Raw genomic sequence first — 14,169 nt, 5'->3', positions numbered from 1 at the left:
GGTGAACATAAACCTTTAAGTCTTTGCTTACTTTAAATTGTTGCCCTGCTATCTCTACGATTGCGTACATAACAAATTGTTTAGTTAATTTTTTTAAGGTTGCAAATATACAAATAAATATTTCTCATACAACCCATTTTTAAAAAAGTTTTTACTTAATAATCAATCGTTTATAGATTTTTGAATAATTAATCAAATACTTTAAGTTCTACTGATAAAAAAATCTATTTTTGTGTAACAGAATTAGCATTTGAAACACTAATTGTGCTATCAACTAAAATTTATACTAGTTTTTATGAAAAAATCTTTAATCGCTTTAAGTTCAATGCTTATGCTTGGAGGAACAGCTCATGCTCAAAAGGTTGCCTTTGAGGAGTATGATTTAGCTAACGGAATGCACGTTATTTTACACAATGACGCATCGGCACCAGTAGTTATAACTTCGGTTATGTATCACGTAGGTTCGAAAGATGAAAATCCAGAGAGAACTGGATTTGCTCACTTTTTTGAACATTTATTGTTTGAAGGAACTCAAAACATCAAAAGAGGTGAATGGTTCAAGATTGTAACCGGTAATGGCGGAACAAATAACGCAAACACTTCTGACGATAGAACATATTATTTTGAAGTTTTTCCTTCTAATAATTTAGAGTTGGGTTTGTGGATGGAATCAGAGCGACTAATGCATCCTGTAATCAACCAAATTGGAGTTGATACGCAAAATGAAGTTGTTAAAGAAGAAAAACGTCTTAGAGTTGATAACCAACCTTACGGTAGTTGGATTGCTCAAGTAAAGAAAAATTTATTTAAGAATCATCCTTATCGTTGGGCAACTATTGGATCTATGGAACATTTAGATGCTGCAACTTTAGAGGAGTTTCAAGCATTTAATAAAAAATTCTATTCTCCAAGTAATGCTGTATTAGTAGTTGCTGGTCAATTAGATATCGCTAAAACTAAAGAGTGGATTCAAAAATATTTTGGACCAATTCCTGCAGGAGTTAAGCCAGTAAAACAAAAATTTGTTGAAGAACCAATTACGCAACAAATGAATGCTAGATATGAAGATCCTAATATTCAAAAGCCTATGGTTGTTGCTGCTTACAGAACGCCATCAATGAAAACTAGAGATGCTAGAGTTTTGGATATGATTTCAACCTTATTGAGCGATGGAAAAAGTTCAAGATTGTACAAGAAAATTGTTGATGAAAAGAAAATGGCACTTCAATTAAGTTCATTCAATTACAGTCAAGAGGATTATAGTTCTTATATGATTATTGGAATTCCACAAGGCGAATTTACATCGGCTGACCTAATTAAAGAAGCAGATGAAGAAATTGTAAAACTACAAACTGAGTTGATTTCAGAAAATGATTTGTTAAAATTAAAAAACAAATATGAAAACAATTATGTAAATGGTAATTCGAGTATAGAAGGTGTGGCTGAAAATTTAGCTACTTATTATATGTTATATGGCGATATTAATTTAATTAATACTGAAATTGAAATTTTTCGTTCCATTACTCGTGAGGAAATTAGAGATATTGCCAAAAAATATTTGAATGCTAATCAACGCTTGATTTTAGATTATGTTCCTGCTAAAGACAAAGCTGAAACTAACGATGGTGAAATGTCTAAGCAAAATAAATAACAAGAAAACATGAAAAAAATAATTTTAATAGTAAGCTTGTTTTTAACAATAACTATGCAAGCACAAGATAGATCACAACCAAAACCTGGACCAGCACCAACAATTAATATCAAAAAACCAGTTTCGTTTGTTTTACCAAATGGATTGAAAGTTTTAGTTGTAGAAGATCATAAACTTCCAAGAGTTTCTTTTAATTTATCAATTGATAATGCGCCTTATGCTGAAGGTGCTAAAAAAGGTGTTGATGATTTAACAAGTAGTTTAGTAGGTAATGGATCAACTTCAATAACAAAAGATGCTTTTAATGAAGAAGTTGATTTTTTAGGTGCTGATATTAGCTTCAGTTCAAATGGTGCTTTTGCTAGCGGATTATCTAAATATTCAAAAAGAATTTTAGAATTAATGGCTGATGGTGCTTTAAACCCAAACTTTACTCAAGAAGAATTCGATAAAGAAAAAGAAAAATTAATTGAAGGTTTAAAAACTCAAGAAAAAAGCGTTCCTGCTGTTGCGGCTCGTGTAGAAGATGTTCTTGTTTATGGTAAAAATCATCCAGCAGGTGAATACTTGTCTGAACAAACAATTAACTCTGTTTCTTTAGCTGATGTAAAAAATAATTACACTACTTACTTTCTTCCTGAAAAAGCTTATTTAGTTGTAATTGGTGATGTGAAATTTAAAGAAGTTAAGAAAACCGTAGAGAAATTATTTGGTAAATGGGTTAAAGGAAAGGCGCCTCAACAAACCTACACTGTTCCAAGTAATGTTCAGTATACTCAAATTAACTTTGTTGATATGCCTAATGCAGTTCAATCTGAAATTTCATTAGTAAATACTGTAAAATTAAAATTGTCTGATCCTGATTTCTTCCCAGTGATTGTGGCTAACCAAGTTCTTGGTGGCGATTTCAATAGTTATTTAAATATGAATCTTCGTGAAGCTCACGGCTGGACTTATGGTGCGCGTTCAAGTGTTGGCTCTAGTAAATATAGCGAAAGCAAATTCAAAGCAAACTCTCAAGTTAGAAATGCGGTTACTGATAGCGCTGTTGTTGAGTTCCTTAAAGAAATCAAAAGAATTAGAACTGAAAAAGTATCTGATGAAACATTAAATAATGTAAAAGCAGGTTATGTAGGTCGTTTTGTAATGCAAGTTGAAAAACCTCAAACGGTAGCTCGTTATGCTTTGAATATTGAAACGGAAGCTTTGCCAGCAGATTTTTATGAAAACTACATCAAAAACATTCAAGCTGTAACTGCTGATGATGTTATGAGAGTTATGAATAAATATGTTCTTGAAGATAATTTAAGAATTATTGTGACCGGAAAAGGTTCAGAGGTTATTCCTGCGTTAGAGAAATTAAAAATACCAATGTTCTATTTTGATAAATTTGGAAATCCTACTGAAAAACCTGCAATGAAAAAACCAACTCCTGCAGGAGTAACGGTTAAAACGGTTATGGATAGCTACATTAAAGCTATTGGTGGCGATAAAGCTGTTGCTGCTGTAAAAACTATTTTCTTAACAGGTTCGTCTGAAATTGAAGGTGCTCCAGCGCCATTGACATACATTGTAAAGAAAGATGTAAAAGGAAAAACTTTATCTAAATTGGAATTAGTTGGAATGATGGAGCTTTCTAAACAAGTAATAGGTGAAACTACCGGATACACTTCAGGTCAAGGTCAAAAGAAAGACTTAACTCCAGAAGAATTTGCAGAGAAAAAACCTTTAGCAACAACATTTGAAGAATTAGCGTTAGCTAAAAAAGCTGATGTAGTTGTAGACGGAATTGAATCAATTAATGGTGTTGAAGCTTATGCGATTAAAAATGGTAAAACAACCATTTATTATGATGTAAAAACAGGTTTAAAACTGTTATCATCAACAACATCTGAAAGAAACGGTCAAAAAATGACTTCAACTATCACTTTCAATGATTACAAAGATGTTAAAGGAATTAAAGTGCCTCACAACATAATTATGTCTCAAGGTAGAGATATTGATATTAAAATTACTGAAGTAAAAATCAACGAAGGTGTAACCGATGCTGATTTTCAATAATTAGAAAAAAATAATAAAGTAAAAAACCGTTTCATTAATTTGAAACGGTTTTTTTTATTTACTTGTTTCCGAATTATTTAGTTTCCATTAACCTTTGTATATCTTTCTGCACAACCTTCTGTACAAGATCCTGTACCTAGGTAATCGAGATCTAAAAATAGTTCGTTGCTATCGATTTGATATATTTTCTTTTTCCAAGTATATGAGCTTGTTGAGGAAATATAAGTTAATGATAAAATACTGTCAATTGAAACAGTATACGTTCCACCGTTATAATTAGTTAATTCGTTAGATGTGAAAGTTCCATCAGATTTTAAATCAATTATTGGTCCGTTTGCAATTAAATACGGTCCAGGTGGATTATAATCTAATCTTTCGGAATATTGCCATTTGCCTAAGATAGGTGTCACATTAAAGGTTGGGCTTGCTACAGTCGAGTTATCTGTACAGCTAATTATGGCTAAAAATAGGATTGTAAATGTTGTAATTTTTTTCATTTCTGATTTTTTGTTTATTCAACAATAATTATTTTTTGATCAACGCCACCCTCGTTAGTAATTAAATTAACGATATAATTGTTGTTACTAATTAGACTTAGGTTACTAATTGTAAATTCATCACTATCATATCGAGAATTGTAAATTAAATTGCCATTAAAATCATATATACTTACTGTATTATTAGTTTGGTCTAGTTTTGCATTAAAAGTTACAAAGGAGTTTTGAGTTTTCCAGTTACATGGAGTTTGTTGAGGTGTTTTATTTACAACTATATTTATTTCGCTACCACGGATAGGATTTGGTGCAATAATTGTATTGAAATTGTTTTTGTAACAAGGGTTGTTTTTTGGTAGTCCTACGTCAACATAACGTTCTAAGTATGGAGTTTCACCACAAGAGTTGACAGCATAACAAACTATCATATAGCTACCAGAACATGTGCCCCAATTGACAACTGCTTGATTCGAAGAGCCACTATTGTAATTATAAGGATCAGAAACAGGTGCGCCAATAAACTTTGGTTTTGTAGAGTTTGCCGTAGGGCAATTTGGAGGAAAGTCATCGCCTTCAATTATCTCCCATCTATAAGATTCTATTGTTGGATTATTAGGAGCTATTAATCCCATATTACTATATCCAACACTTACCCAATCATATATGCCCATAACTTTATTATTGGTTCCTAAGCTTGGCGCGCCAATATGTATAATTCTTTGAATGGAAAAACCATTTATGCTTACCGTTATTGTTGCACTACCAGAATTATTGGCATTGCTTGATTTGATAGTAACAGCATTTCCACTATTTGAACCAACAAAGGAAAGGTTTGAACTTACCGACCAAGTTATTGTTGGATTTGTTCCGAAAGTAACAACACTATAATTATAATTCCCAATAGAACATATATTGCTTTCGCCCTCTATTTTAGCACATTGATTAGATCTAATACTTTGCAATTGCGGTGAATTAAGGAGTGTATTTTTTATTCTTTCTGCTTGACCTGAAGTAAAACTAGTTTTAGTAAACCAATAAGACATTATATTTGATTTATCTGGATTGTAATTATTTATAGGATATGGCGGAGGAGTTGATGAATTATACTGATATGGATTAAAATCAGTTGGTGTGTCACACACTTTATCACCTTTATCTAAACAGTGGCTTGTGTCAAGAGGGTTTTCAGTACACGTTTGAATGGGAAGTGATGTACATTGAAAAGTATGTAATAAATTTAAATTATGCCCAATTTCATGTGCAACATTATAATTATCTAAAGCTACGCTTCCCCGAATAACGGATCTATTAGTTCCAAAACTTGCAATACCACCAACAGTAGGGCTTAAATTCTGAAAATTTTTGATAAAGTAGACGTTTAAACAATTTGGTATATTTGTTGGTGATGTAGAAGGTGTAGAGGTATAACTGTTGTAAGCGGAATTATTAACATAGTCAAATGTACCAATCTGTACGAAACTAATGCCATGTGGATTATAAACAGCATTCAATTGAGCAAAAACTTGAGGAATAATTGATGGATCTACAGCGGCGTTTGAACCATCGTTGTTTCTGACTATTCTAAAAGCGACATTTATGCAAAAATTAGGCGTGGTGCTGGTAGGTAACCCATAGGAATTGGTATCAAAAGTTTGATAATTTTGAGGTGTTTCAAATCCACACTCTTGTGCTCTCATACTTGACAAACAAACAAACAAACAAACAAAGATAATTTATTCATAAGCAATTGATATTAAATGGTTAATAGATTGGCTAAATTAAACATTAATATTTTAATTAACAAAATTATTCTGTATATTTTTCTGAAAACTAATGAATTAGATGTTTTCTGCAAACTGAACACTACTTCTTACTCGACAAATACACTCCAATTAAAATAATAAATGCACCAACAAATTGAATTGGTGTCAGCATTTCGTTGTCTAATAAACCCCAAAAGAAGGCAACAACCGGAATTAAATAGGTTACAGATGTAGCAAATACAGGAGACGACATTTGAATCAATTTGAAGAAAATAATATTTGCAATTCCTGTTCCAACAACTCCAAGTATAATGATGTAAATCATTGAATTTTGAACTTCAACATCTTCTACAATTGTTAAAAAATTTGTGGAGAATAAAACTGCCAATGCCGGAACCAGCATTACCAAGAAGTTTCCTGTAGTAATGCTCAAAGGTTTTACATCTGATAAATGCTTTTTTAGCAAATTTACATTCGTTGCATAGCAAATTGACGCTATCAAAACCAAAACAGTGTACCAATAATTTTGATTAGGATGATTGATTGCACCGTTTACAATCAGTAAAAGTGTTCCAATTAAACCAATGATTACGCCAAAAACTTGAGTTCGTTTAAAGGTTAAACCAAAGGCTAATCCACCAATGATTAAAGTGTTTAAAGGTGTTAGTGAATTTAATATAGAACTCACCGAACTACTAATCTGTGTTTGAGCAATAGCAAAAAGAAACGCCGGAATAAAAGTGCCAAATAAAGAGGTTAAAGCAATGTACTTCCATTGGTATTGCTTGATTTCAGTAATGCTTTTAAATCCGATTATAATTAAAAATAGTGCTGAAAAAATTATTCGCAACGAACCCAATTGCAGCGGTGATAATCCAACCAATCCTTTCTTGATTAAGATAAAAGAACTTCCCCAAATTAAGGCCAAAACTGTTAGAAATAACCATTTTAATGTATTTGTTTGCATAGTAATTTTTTAGCGCTACAAAATTGACATAATTTTATGAATTGTCGCATAAAAAAAGTTGTAATTTTGTAAATCAGTTTGGAAACAAAAATTTAAAAAAATATATACAATGAAAATTTCTAAAGGAATTGTTGGTTTAGCTTTAGCATCAGTTTTTTTAATTGGATGTAAAAATACCGATAGCAAACCAACAGAAGGTAAAGAGGAAGCTACATCTAAAAAAGAAATTGTAGCAGCAACAAAACCTGAAACAGCAACATTTCATATTGAAGGAATGACTTGCGCTGTGGGTTGTGCTAAAACTATAGAAGAAAAACTAGCCGAAATGGATGGTGTTCAAAATGCAAAAGTTGATTTTGAATCCAAAACAGCAACCGTAAATTTTGATTTAGATAAATTAAAATCAGATGATTTGGTCAAAGCAGCAGAATCTTGCGCTGATGGAAAAACTTATAAAGTTTCAGAAGTTAAACTTGGAAATAAAGCTTAGTTATTAAAAGTAAAATAAAAAAAAACCGCTGCAATTAAAGTTGTAGCGGTTTTTTTAATGCTGAATTAATAATTATTTAGGCATAACTACACTATCAATAGCGTGAATTACACCATTTGAAGCTGCAACATCTGCGATAACAACTGTCGAAGTTTTTCCGTTGGCGTCAGTCAAAGTTACTTTACCATCTTTTAAACCTAAATCAATTTTTCCGCCTTGTACTGTTGTAACTGTAAATTTACCTTTTCCTTTAGTTATAGCTTCTGTAACTGCAGCAGCATCAAATTTTCCTGCTACAACGTGATACGTCAACAAACCTTTTAATTTTTCTAAACTCTCAGGTTTCAATAAACCATCAACAGTTCCTGCTGGTAATTTTTCAAAAGCTGCATTTGTTGGAGCAAATACTGTAAACGGACCTTCACTGCTTAAAGTTTCAACAAGCCCAGCAGCTTTTACCGCAGCTACCAATGTAGAAAAGTCAGGATTTCCTGCAGCTACATCTACGATTGTTGTAGCCGTTTCTACTTTAGTTGTGTCAGCAACAACTTGAGTTGTGTCTGTTGCTGCATCAGTAGTTTCAGCTTCTTTTTTCTTACCATCACAAGAGATAGAAATCGCAGCAATTACTACGATAGTACTAATTTTTTTTACTAAGTTCATTTTTGTTATTTTTAATGTTCTAGGTAAAGGTAGGTTAATCTTTCTTTTGTTTAATATTTTTAACAATTAATTAAACAAAGTTTAATATTATAAACAGATTGAAAACCAAATAATTAAAAAATTATTTCCACTTCAATGATTCCATTAAGTTTTGCATATCGTTTTTGATATAATCTGCAGCTGGCATTATCGAGTCATAATTAGGTTTAGCATAGAAATAAACCGATCCGGTCAAGAAATGTTTTGTGCTATCGGTTACATAAAATTGCGAGTTCGTTGCGGCATTTCCGCCAACGCGATAAAACATTCCGTATACCTTTTTTTCGTTATTAATAAAAGGTTGTTCCAAGATGTCATCGGCTTTGATAACGTGTTCGTAGGTTAGTTTTTGAGCATCTCGAAGCAATTTATCAATATTACCATTTACAGCTTTATAAGTCAAATAAATCGTGGCTTTCATTTTTGGATAGGTGATTGTGAAACCACACTCGGTTTTTTCTTTAATTACCGCATCCGAATTGATGTTAAATGTAAACGGACAATGATTTTCAAATGCGGCATATTCTGCCACCGGATAATCTAATCGCAATTGGCTTGAAGGTTTTGGCAGTACATCGTCTTTGCAACTGCTTAAAACAATTGCACTAAAAACTAAAGTTAATCCTACTATATAATTAAATGGTTTACGCATCAATGGTAACTTTTATTTGTTTAACTCGTTTTTTATCAACTACCTCTATGGTAAATAAGCAGTTTTCAAATGGTATTTTTTGGCCTTTTTTTGGAAAATTTCCAACTATTTCTAAAATAAATCCGGCCAAAGTTTCGGCTTCTCCTTTTCTTATTTCAAATAAATCCTCGTCTACATCAATTATTCTATAAAAATCTTTCAAGTTAATTTTACCTTCAAATAGATAATTCTTGTCATCAATTTTAGAAAAGTTAATGTTCTCAACGTCAAATTCATCACTAATATCGCCTACAATTTCCTCGATTACATCTTCTAAAGATACAATTCCAGACGTTCCACCATATTCATCAACCACAATGGCCAAATGACTTTTCATTCCTTGAAAATCTTTTAGCAAATCATCAAGTTTCTTATTCTCAGGAACAAAAAATGGTTCACGAAGCAAAGTTTTCCAATCAAATTCTTTCTTGTTGATGTGCGGAATTAAATCTTTAATATATAAAACGCCTTCTATATGGTCAATATTGTCTCTGTAAACAGGAATTCGTGAATAGCCTTTATCAACAATCTTCGGAAAAATTTCTGCAAAGGTTTCTTCAATGTCTAAAGCAAATAAATCAATTCTCGGACTCATTACTTGTTTGGTATCGGTATTTCCGAATGAAACGATGCCTTCTAATATTTTTTGTTCTTCTTGTGATGTGTCATCTGCTGAGGTCAATTCAAGTGCCTGCGACAGCTGATCAACTGAAAAACTGGTCTTTTGTTTGCCTAACTTCTCTTGAATAAAATTCGTTATTGAACGTAAAGGTATACTAACAGGAGCTAAAATTTTGTCTAAAATTGAAATAGGATAAGCAATAAATGTAGCGAATTTTACATTGTTTCGGTTTGCATATACTTTTGGTAAAACCTCGCCAAAGAGCAATAGTAAAAAGGTAACCAAAACAACTTCAACTATAAACTTGAGAAGCGTTGATTCAATCACAGAAAAAACACTGTCTAATGTGTATGAAAAAAGAATTACAATACCAATATTTATAAAATTGTTAGCTACCAATATGGTTGCTAAAAGTTTCTTTGGTTTAGAAAGTAAATTTGAAATTACCGTGGCTGTTGAAGAATTTTTTTTTGACAATTCATCCAAATCTGTTTGATTTAGAGAAAATAGTGCCACTTCTGATCCTGAAATCATTGCCGAGCAGAAAAGCAAAACTATAATTCCAATGATGCCAAGAAGCATGTTGGTGTCAACGGTAGAAAATAATGTAAAACTGGGCTCTGGGTCCAAATTAAATTATATTAGTTATACATAATTAATAAGGCAAGTCGTTTTCTATTGCCGAATTAGGTGCGTCAAAGTTACTGTTTTTTGGTTCTGAGCCTGAAATTTGTTTGTTGCCTTCAGTATCTTTTTTTACATTTAAAAACGTAAATTCTGTAACTTGAATTTCTGTTGTGTATTTGGTAGAACCGTCTTCAGCTTGCCATTGGCGAGATTTAATTCTACCTTCAATATAAATTTTATCACCTTTAGTAAGGTATTTTTCACAAATTTCAGCAGCTTTATTTCTCACTACAAGATTGTGCCACTCGGTAGAAGTGATTTTTTCATTAGTCGATTTATTGATATAAACTTCATTAGTCGCTAATGGAAAACGTCCAATGCAGTTTCCTCCTTCAAAATAGTGCATCTTAATATCGTCACCTAAATGACCAATTAGCATAACTTTATTCAATGTTCCGTTCATAATTCAATAATTTGAGAATTTCAAAATTACAAATTAAATAGAATATTTCTCTATAAAATTATAAATTACTATCGGAAAAGGATAATTTCTCAATGAATCTAGTGCGATTCCGTTATTCAATTCCATAGAAACTTCCACTTTATAAAAATTAATATGTAGTTTTTGATGCGAAAGTTTATGAATAATTTGATTCTCATTATAAATCGAAATGGTTTCAATTCCTAGATGAGCATAATTTTCGATTACTAGTTTAGATAAGGATTCAAAAGATAATTCATTCTCACTTTCGAGATTAGGGAATTCATATAAATTGTGCCAAATTCCTTTTTCAGTTCTTTTATTAAGCAAAGTGTTCTCTGAATCATCTAAGAAAATCAAATAATTAAAATATTTATTGGTGACTTTAGTTTTTTTCACTTTTACAGGAAGTTCAGTAACTTTTTTCTTTTGCAAAGCTGCACAACTATTAGTAAAGATGCACATCTCACAATTCGGATTTTTAGGAACGCATTGCAGAGCTCCAAATTCCATAATAGCCTGATTGAACAACGCAGGATTATCATTCGGAATTAACTCTTTAGCCAAGGCAGTAAACTCTTTTCTAGCCGAACTTGATGCAATATCGGTTTCAACATCAAAATATCGTGCTAAAACTCTGTACACATTTCCGTCAACTACAGGAACAACCTCGTTAAAGGCAAAAGAGGCAATGGCTGCAGCAGTATATTCTCCAATTCCTTTAAGTTTTAATAAGTCATTATAATTGTTTGGAAAATTTCCGTTGAGGTCAAAAGCTATCATTTGTGCCGTTTTGTGCATATTTCTAGCACGAGAATAGTATCCCAAACCTTGCCAAAGTTTTAAAACTTGCTCTTCATCGGCGTTTGCCAAATCAAAAACGGTAGGAAAAGCTTCCATAAACGATAAAAAATAGGGCAAACCTTGTGCTACACGAGTTTGTTGTAACATAATTTCAGAGAGCCAAATAGGATAAGGGTTGTTGGTATTCCGCCAAGGCAAATCGCGTTTATTTTGTAAATACCAATGCAATAATGAGTTAGAAAATTCCATATAAATTTTAAGATTAACAAAAGTATAACTTTATGTAATTAAATTTTAATCAATTATCCTTGAAATATTGTTTTTTTAATTCCTATATTTGCACTCTCAAAAAAAATACACATAATTATTAAATACGAAAGAAAATGACGAAAGCAGACATCGTAGCGAAAATTTCAGAAAAATTAGGACTTGAAAAAGGTGATGTTCAATCAACGGTTGAAGCATTAATGGAAGAAGTAAAAACTTCTTTAGAAAATGGGGATAACGTTTATTTAAGAGGTTTCGGTAGTTTTATTATCAAAACTAGAGCTGAAAAAACTGGTAGAAACATTTCAAAAAATACTACAATTAAAATTCCTGCACACAATATTCCTGCATTCAAACCTGCTAAAGTATTCGTAGAAGGAGTAAAAACTAAAACTGAAGTAGCAGTTTAAAAAATTATTTATTAATCACAAAAAATCAACCTATGCCAAGCGGTAAAAAAAGAAAAAGACATAAGGTAGCGACGCACAAACGTAAGAAAAGAGCGAGAGCTAACCGTCACAAGAAGAAAAAGTAGTTTTAAACTACTTTTTTCTTTTTAAACGTTCATTGAAAAGGAATTTTAGATTTCAAATTTTAGATATTAGATATGATGTTGCTGCATAAATCTAATATTTAATATCATAAATCTAATATCAATTCCACCGGGTAAAAACCTGTAAAAAATGTTTAATCCATCTGTGTCAAAAAGTTTATGGTTTATGGTTTAAGAGTTTATGGTTTTACTATAAACAACAGACAATAAACAATGAACAATAAATACAGATAAAAATTTACAACATGAATAAAGAATTAATCATTCGCAAGGATGACGATGCTGTAGATTTTGCCTTATTAAAAGATGGAAAACTAATTGAATTACACAAAGAAGAAGAAAAAAAGAACAGTTTTGCTGTGGGTGATATCTTTATTGCCAAAATCAGGAAACCTGTTGCCGGATTAAATGCAGCTTTTGTAAATGTTGGCTACGAAAAAGACGCCTTTTTACATTATCACGATTTAGGTCCGCAATTAGCTTCTTATTTGAAATTCATTAAACTTGTAAGCGCAGGTAAAATAAAAGATTTCTCCCTAAAAAACTTTCAGTTTGAAAAAGAGATTGATAAAGATGGCGCCATTTCAGATATTCTGAGTGCCAATCAATCTGTTTTAGTGCAAGTAGTTAAGGAACCAATTTCTACCAAAGGACCAAGAATTAGCTCTGAGCTTTCTTTTGCAGGTAGATATTTAGTTCTTGTACCTTTTTCTGACCGAGTTTCTGTTTCTCAAAAAATAGAAGACAAGGCCGAAAAAGACCGATTGAAAAAATTGGTGCTAGCAGTCAAGCCAAAAGGGTTTGGTGTTATTGTGAGAACAGTAGCCAAAGGCAAAAAAACAGCCGAATTAGAAAAAGATTTGCAAAACCTAAACGATAGGTGGCTTGCAATGTGTAAGAAATTACCAACTGCTCATCATCCGTCTAAAGTGTTAGGAGAACTTAATAAAGTTTCTTCAATGCTTAGAGACATATTCAACGATACTTTCACAGGTATTCAAGTAGATGATGAAGAGTTGTACCAAGAAACAAAGGACTATATAGCCGAAATAGCTCCAACAAAACAAAATATGGTTAAACTTTATCAAAATAAAGACCTTCCTATTTTTGAGAAATACCATATAGAACGTCAAATAAAAACCTCATTCGGACGAACCGTTTCAATGAGTAAAGGTGCTTATTTGATTATAGAACATACAGAAGCTCTTCACGTTATTGACGTAAACAGCGGAAACCGTTCTAACAAGGCAACCAATCAGGAAGATACTGCTTTAGAAGTTAATATGATTGCCGCTGCAGAAATTGCACGCCAATTAAGACTTCGAGATATGGGCGGAATCATTGTAGTCGATTTTATCGATATGCAAAATCCTGAAAATCGTCAAGTTTTATTTAATTTCTTAAGAGATGAAATGGAAGACGATAAAGCCAAACACAAGATCTTACCACCGAGTAAATTTGGATTAGTTCAAATTACTAGACAAAGAGTAAGACCTGAAGTAAATATTGAAACAAGAGAAGAAAATCCTAATAATTTGAGTAGCGACGTCGATGCTCCAATCCAAATTATTGACAAGATTACTTTTTCACTTGAAAAAATTATGAAAGACCACAAGAAAGTAAAACTTAATGTTCATCCTTTCGTGGCAGCATACCTTAAAAAAGGTTTTCCATCAATACGTTCAAAATGGCTTTTTGAACATAAAAAATGGGTGAAAATTATACCTCGTGACGCTTACACGTACCTAGAATATCGTTTCTTCGATCAAGAAGGAAAAGAAATTCAATAAAAAACAAACCGCTATTCTTAATTGAGTAGCGGTTTTTTTTGTACTTTATTTGAAGCTTTTTCCAGCTTTACACTACAATCTTGCTCAATAAACACCATTTTTCTATGCCAAAAATAAGCTTCTTTGGTCGCTCATTTTTGTCGTGAAAAATTGGTGTTTCTTTTCACAAGGATTTCCGTTGCAATCTGGGCTAGTGCAACAGTTTT

At 32.0% G+C, this 14,169-nt stretch carries 13 protein-coding genes and 1 pseudogene; 5 read left to right on the top strand and 9 right to left on the bottom strand.

The window, feature by feature from the left end; genetic code table 11:
• Positions 1–70: pseudogene (locus Q0050_RS15275) on the bottom strand (bL21 family ribosomal protein); the annotation flags it as partial.
• Positions 71–295: 225 nt separating this feature from the next.
• On the opposite strand from Q0050_RS15275, the gene Q0050_RS15270 reads away from it, so the two are divergent.
• Complete coding sequence (locus Q0050_RS15270; protein WP_298397893.1) at positions 296–1,651, top strand: pitrilysin family protein; 1,356 nt, start codon at positions 296–298, stop codon at positions 1,649–1,651.
• A gap of 9 nt (positions 1,652–1,660) precedes the next feature.
• Positions 1,661–3,712, top strand: a complete 2,052-nt coding sequence (locus tag Q0050_RS15265) for an insulinase family protein (protein WP_298397890.1) — start codon at positions 1,661–1,663, stop codon at positions 3,710–3,712.
• A gap of 77 nt (positions 3,713–3,789) precedes the next feature.
• On the opposite strand, the gene Q0050_RS15260 is transcribed toward Q0050_RS15265, so the two are convergent.
• The 3 genes from Q0050_RS15260 to Q0050_RS15250 all read right to left on the bottom strand — a co-directional run bounded on the left by Q0050_RS15260 (position 3,790) and on the right by Q0050_RS15250 (position 6,936).
• Positions 3,790–4,209 (bottom strand): hypothetical protein, encoded by a 420-nt coding sequence (locus Q0050_RS15260; RefSeq protein WP_298397887.1) that lies wholly within the window; start codon positions 4,207–4,209, stop codon positions 3,790–3,792.
• A 14-nt stretch (positions 4,210–4,223) separates the two neighbouring features.
• Complete coding sequence (locus tag Q0050_RS15255) at positions 4,224–5,903, bottom strand: M43 family zinc metalloprotease (RefSeq protein WP_298397884.1); 1,680 nt, start codon at positions 5,901–5,903, stop codon at positions 4,224–4,226.
• Between the two features lie 166 nt (positions 5,904–6,069).
• Positions 6,070–6,936: a DMT family transporter gene (locus tag Q0050_RS15250; RefSeq protein ID WP_298397881.1), complete on the bottom strand. Its 867-nt coding sequence runs from the start codon at positions 6,934–6,936 to the stop codon at positions 6,070–6,072.
• A 109-nt stretch (positions 6,937–7,045) separates the two neighbouring features.
• On the opposite strand from Q0050_RS15250, the gene Q0050_RS15245 reads away from it, so the two are divergent.
• Complete coding sequence (locus tag Q0050_RS15245) at positions 7,046–7,426, top strand: heavy-metal-associated domain-containing protein (RefSeq protein ID WP_298397878.1); 381 nt, start codon at positions 7,046–7,048, stop codon at positions 7,424–7,426.
• A 72-nt stretch (positions 7,427–7,498) separates the two neighbouring features.
• Here Q0050_RS15245 and Q0050_RS15240 read toward each other — a convergent pair whose 3' ends face one another.
• From Q0050_RS15240 to mutY, 5 genes are all read right to left on the bottom strand, one after another.
• Entirely contained in the window at positions 7,499–8,089 is a 591-nt protein-coding gene (locus tag Q0050_RS15240; protein WP_298397875.1) for a fasciclin domain-containing protein, read from the bottom strand.
• 121 nt (positions 8,090–8,210) lie between these two features.
• A complete protein-coding gene (gene gldD, locus Q0050_RS15235; protein WP_298397872.1) occupies positions 8,211–8,780 on the bottom strand; it encodes a gliding motility lipoprotein GldD in 570 nt (189 codons plus the stop codon).
• Positions 8,773–10,071, bottom strand: coding sequence for a gliding motility-associated protein GldE (locus Q0050_RS15230; RefSeq protein WP_298397869.1), 1,299 nt, complete (start codon positions 10,069–10,071; stop codon positions 8,773–8,775). The genes gldD and Q0050_RS15230 overlap by 8 nt, the downstream gene beginning before the upstream one ends.
• Positions 10,072–10,096: 25 nt before the next feature.
• Entirely contained in the window at positions 10,097–10,531 is a 435-nt protein-coding gene (locus tag Q0050_RS15225; RefSeq protein WP_298397866.1) for a single-stranded DNA-binding protein, read from the bottom strand.
• Between the two features lie 33 nt (positions 10,532–10,564).
• A complete protein-coding gene (mutY, locus tag Q0050_RS15220; RefSeq protein ID WP_298397863.1) occupies positions 10,565–11,602 on the bottom strand; it encodes an A/G-specific adenine glycosylase in 1,038 nt (345 codons plus the stop codon).
• A gap of 134 nt (positions 11,603–11,736) precedes the next feature.
• Between mutY and Q0050_RS15215 the strand changes: the two genes are divergently transcribed.
• Together Q0050_RS15215 and Q0050_RS15210 are read left to right on the top strand one after the other, a co-directional pair.
• Positions 11,737–12,030, top strand: coding sequence for an HU family DNA-binding protein (locus Q0050_RS15215; RefSeq protein ID WP_035127849.1), 294 nt, complete (start codon positions 11,737–11,739; stop codon positions 12,028–12,030).
• Between the two features lie 388 nt (positions 12,031–12,418).
• Positions 12,419–13,963, top strand: coding sequence for a ribonuclease E/G (locus Q0050_RS15210; RefSeq protein WP_298397861.1), 1,545 nt, complete (start codon positions 12,419–12,421; stop codon positions 13,961–13,963).
• The last annotated feature ends 206 nt before the right edge of the window (positions 13,964–14,169 follow it).

The organism is Flavobacterium sp. (assembly GCF_027483985.1).
GTDB lineage: Bacteria > Bacteroidota > Bacteroidia > Flavobacteriales > Flavobacteriaceae > Flavobacterium.
Note: the sequence above shows the minus strand (reverse complement) of the source record. Positions and strands in the feature narration are given on the sequence as shown.

Bases quoted from the DNA above. Each gene is read 5' to 3' on its own strand.
- Q0050_RS15270 (WP_298397893.1), top strand. From the start codon at position 296: ATGAAAAAATCTTTAATCGCTTTAAGTTCAATGCTTATGCTTGGAGGA.
- Q0050_RS15265 (WP_298397890.1), top strand. From the start codon at position 1,661: ATGAAAAAAATAATTTTAATAGTAAGCTTGTTTTTAACAATAACTATG.
- Q0050_RS15260 (WP_298397887.1), bottom strand. From the start codon at position 4,209: ATGAAAAAAATTACAACATTTACAATCCTATTTTTAGCCATAATTAGC.
- Q0050_RS15255 (WP_298397884.1), bottom strand. From the start codon at position 5,903: ATGAGAGCACAAGAGTGTGGATTTGAAACACCTCAAAATTATCAAACT.
- Q0050_RS15250 (WP_298397881.1), bottom strand. From the start codon at position 6,936: ATGCAAACAAATACATTAAAATGGTTATTTCTAACAGTTTTGGCCTTA.
- Q0050_RS15245 (WP_298397878.1), top strand. From the start codon at position 7,046: ATGAAAATTTCTAAAGGAATTGTTGGTTTAGCTTTAGCATCAGTTTTT.
- Q0050_RS15240 (WP_298397875.1), bottom strand. From the start codon at position 8,089: ATGAACTTAGTAAAAAAAATTAGTACTATCGTAGTAATTGCTGCGATT.
- gldD (WP_298397872.1), bottom strand. From the start codon at position 8,780: ATGCGTAAACCATTTAATTATATAGTAGGATTAACTTTAGTTTTTAGT.
- Q0050_RS15225 (WP_298397866.1), bottom strand. From the start codon at position 10,531: ATGAACGGAACATTGAATAAAGTTATGCTAATTGGTCATTTAGGTGAC.
- mutY (WP_298397863.1), bottom strand. From the start codon at position 11,602: ATGGAATTTTCTAACTCATTATTGCATTGGTATTTACAAAATAAACGC.
- Q0050_RS15215 (WP_035127849.1), top strand. From the start codon at position 11,737: ATGACGAAAGCAGACATCGTAGCGAAAATTTCAGAAAAATTAGGACTT.
- Q0050_RS15210 (WP_298397861.1), top strand. From the start codon at position 12,419: ATGAATAAAGAATTAATCATTCGCAAGGATGACGATGCTGTAGATTTT.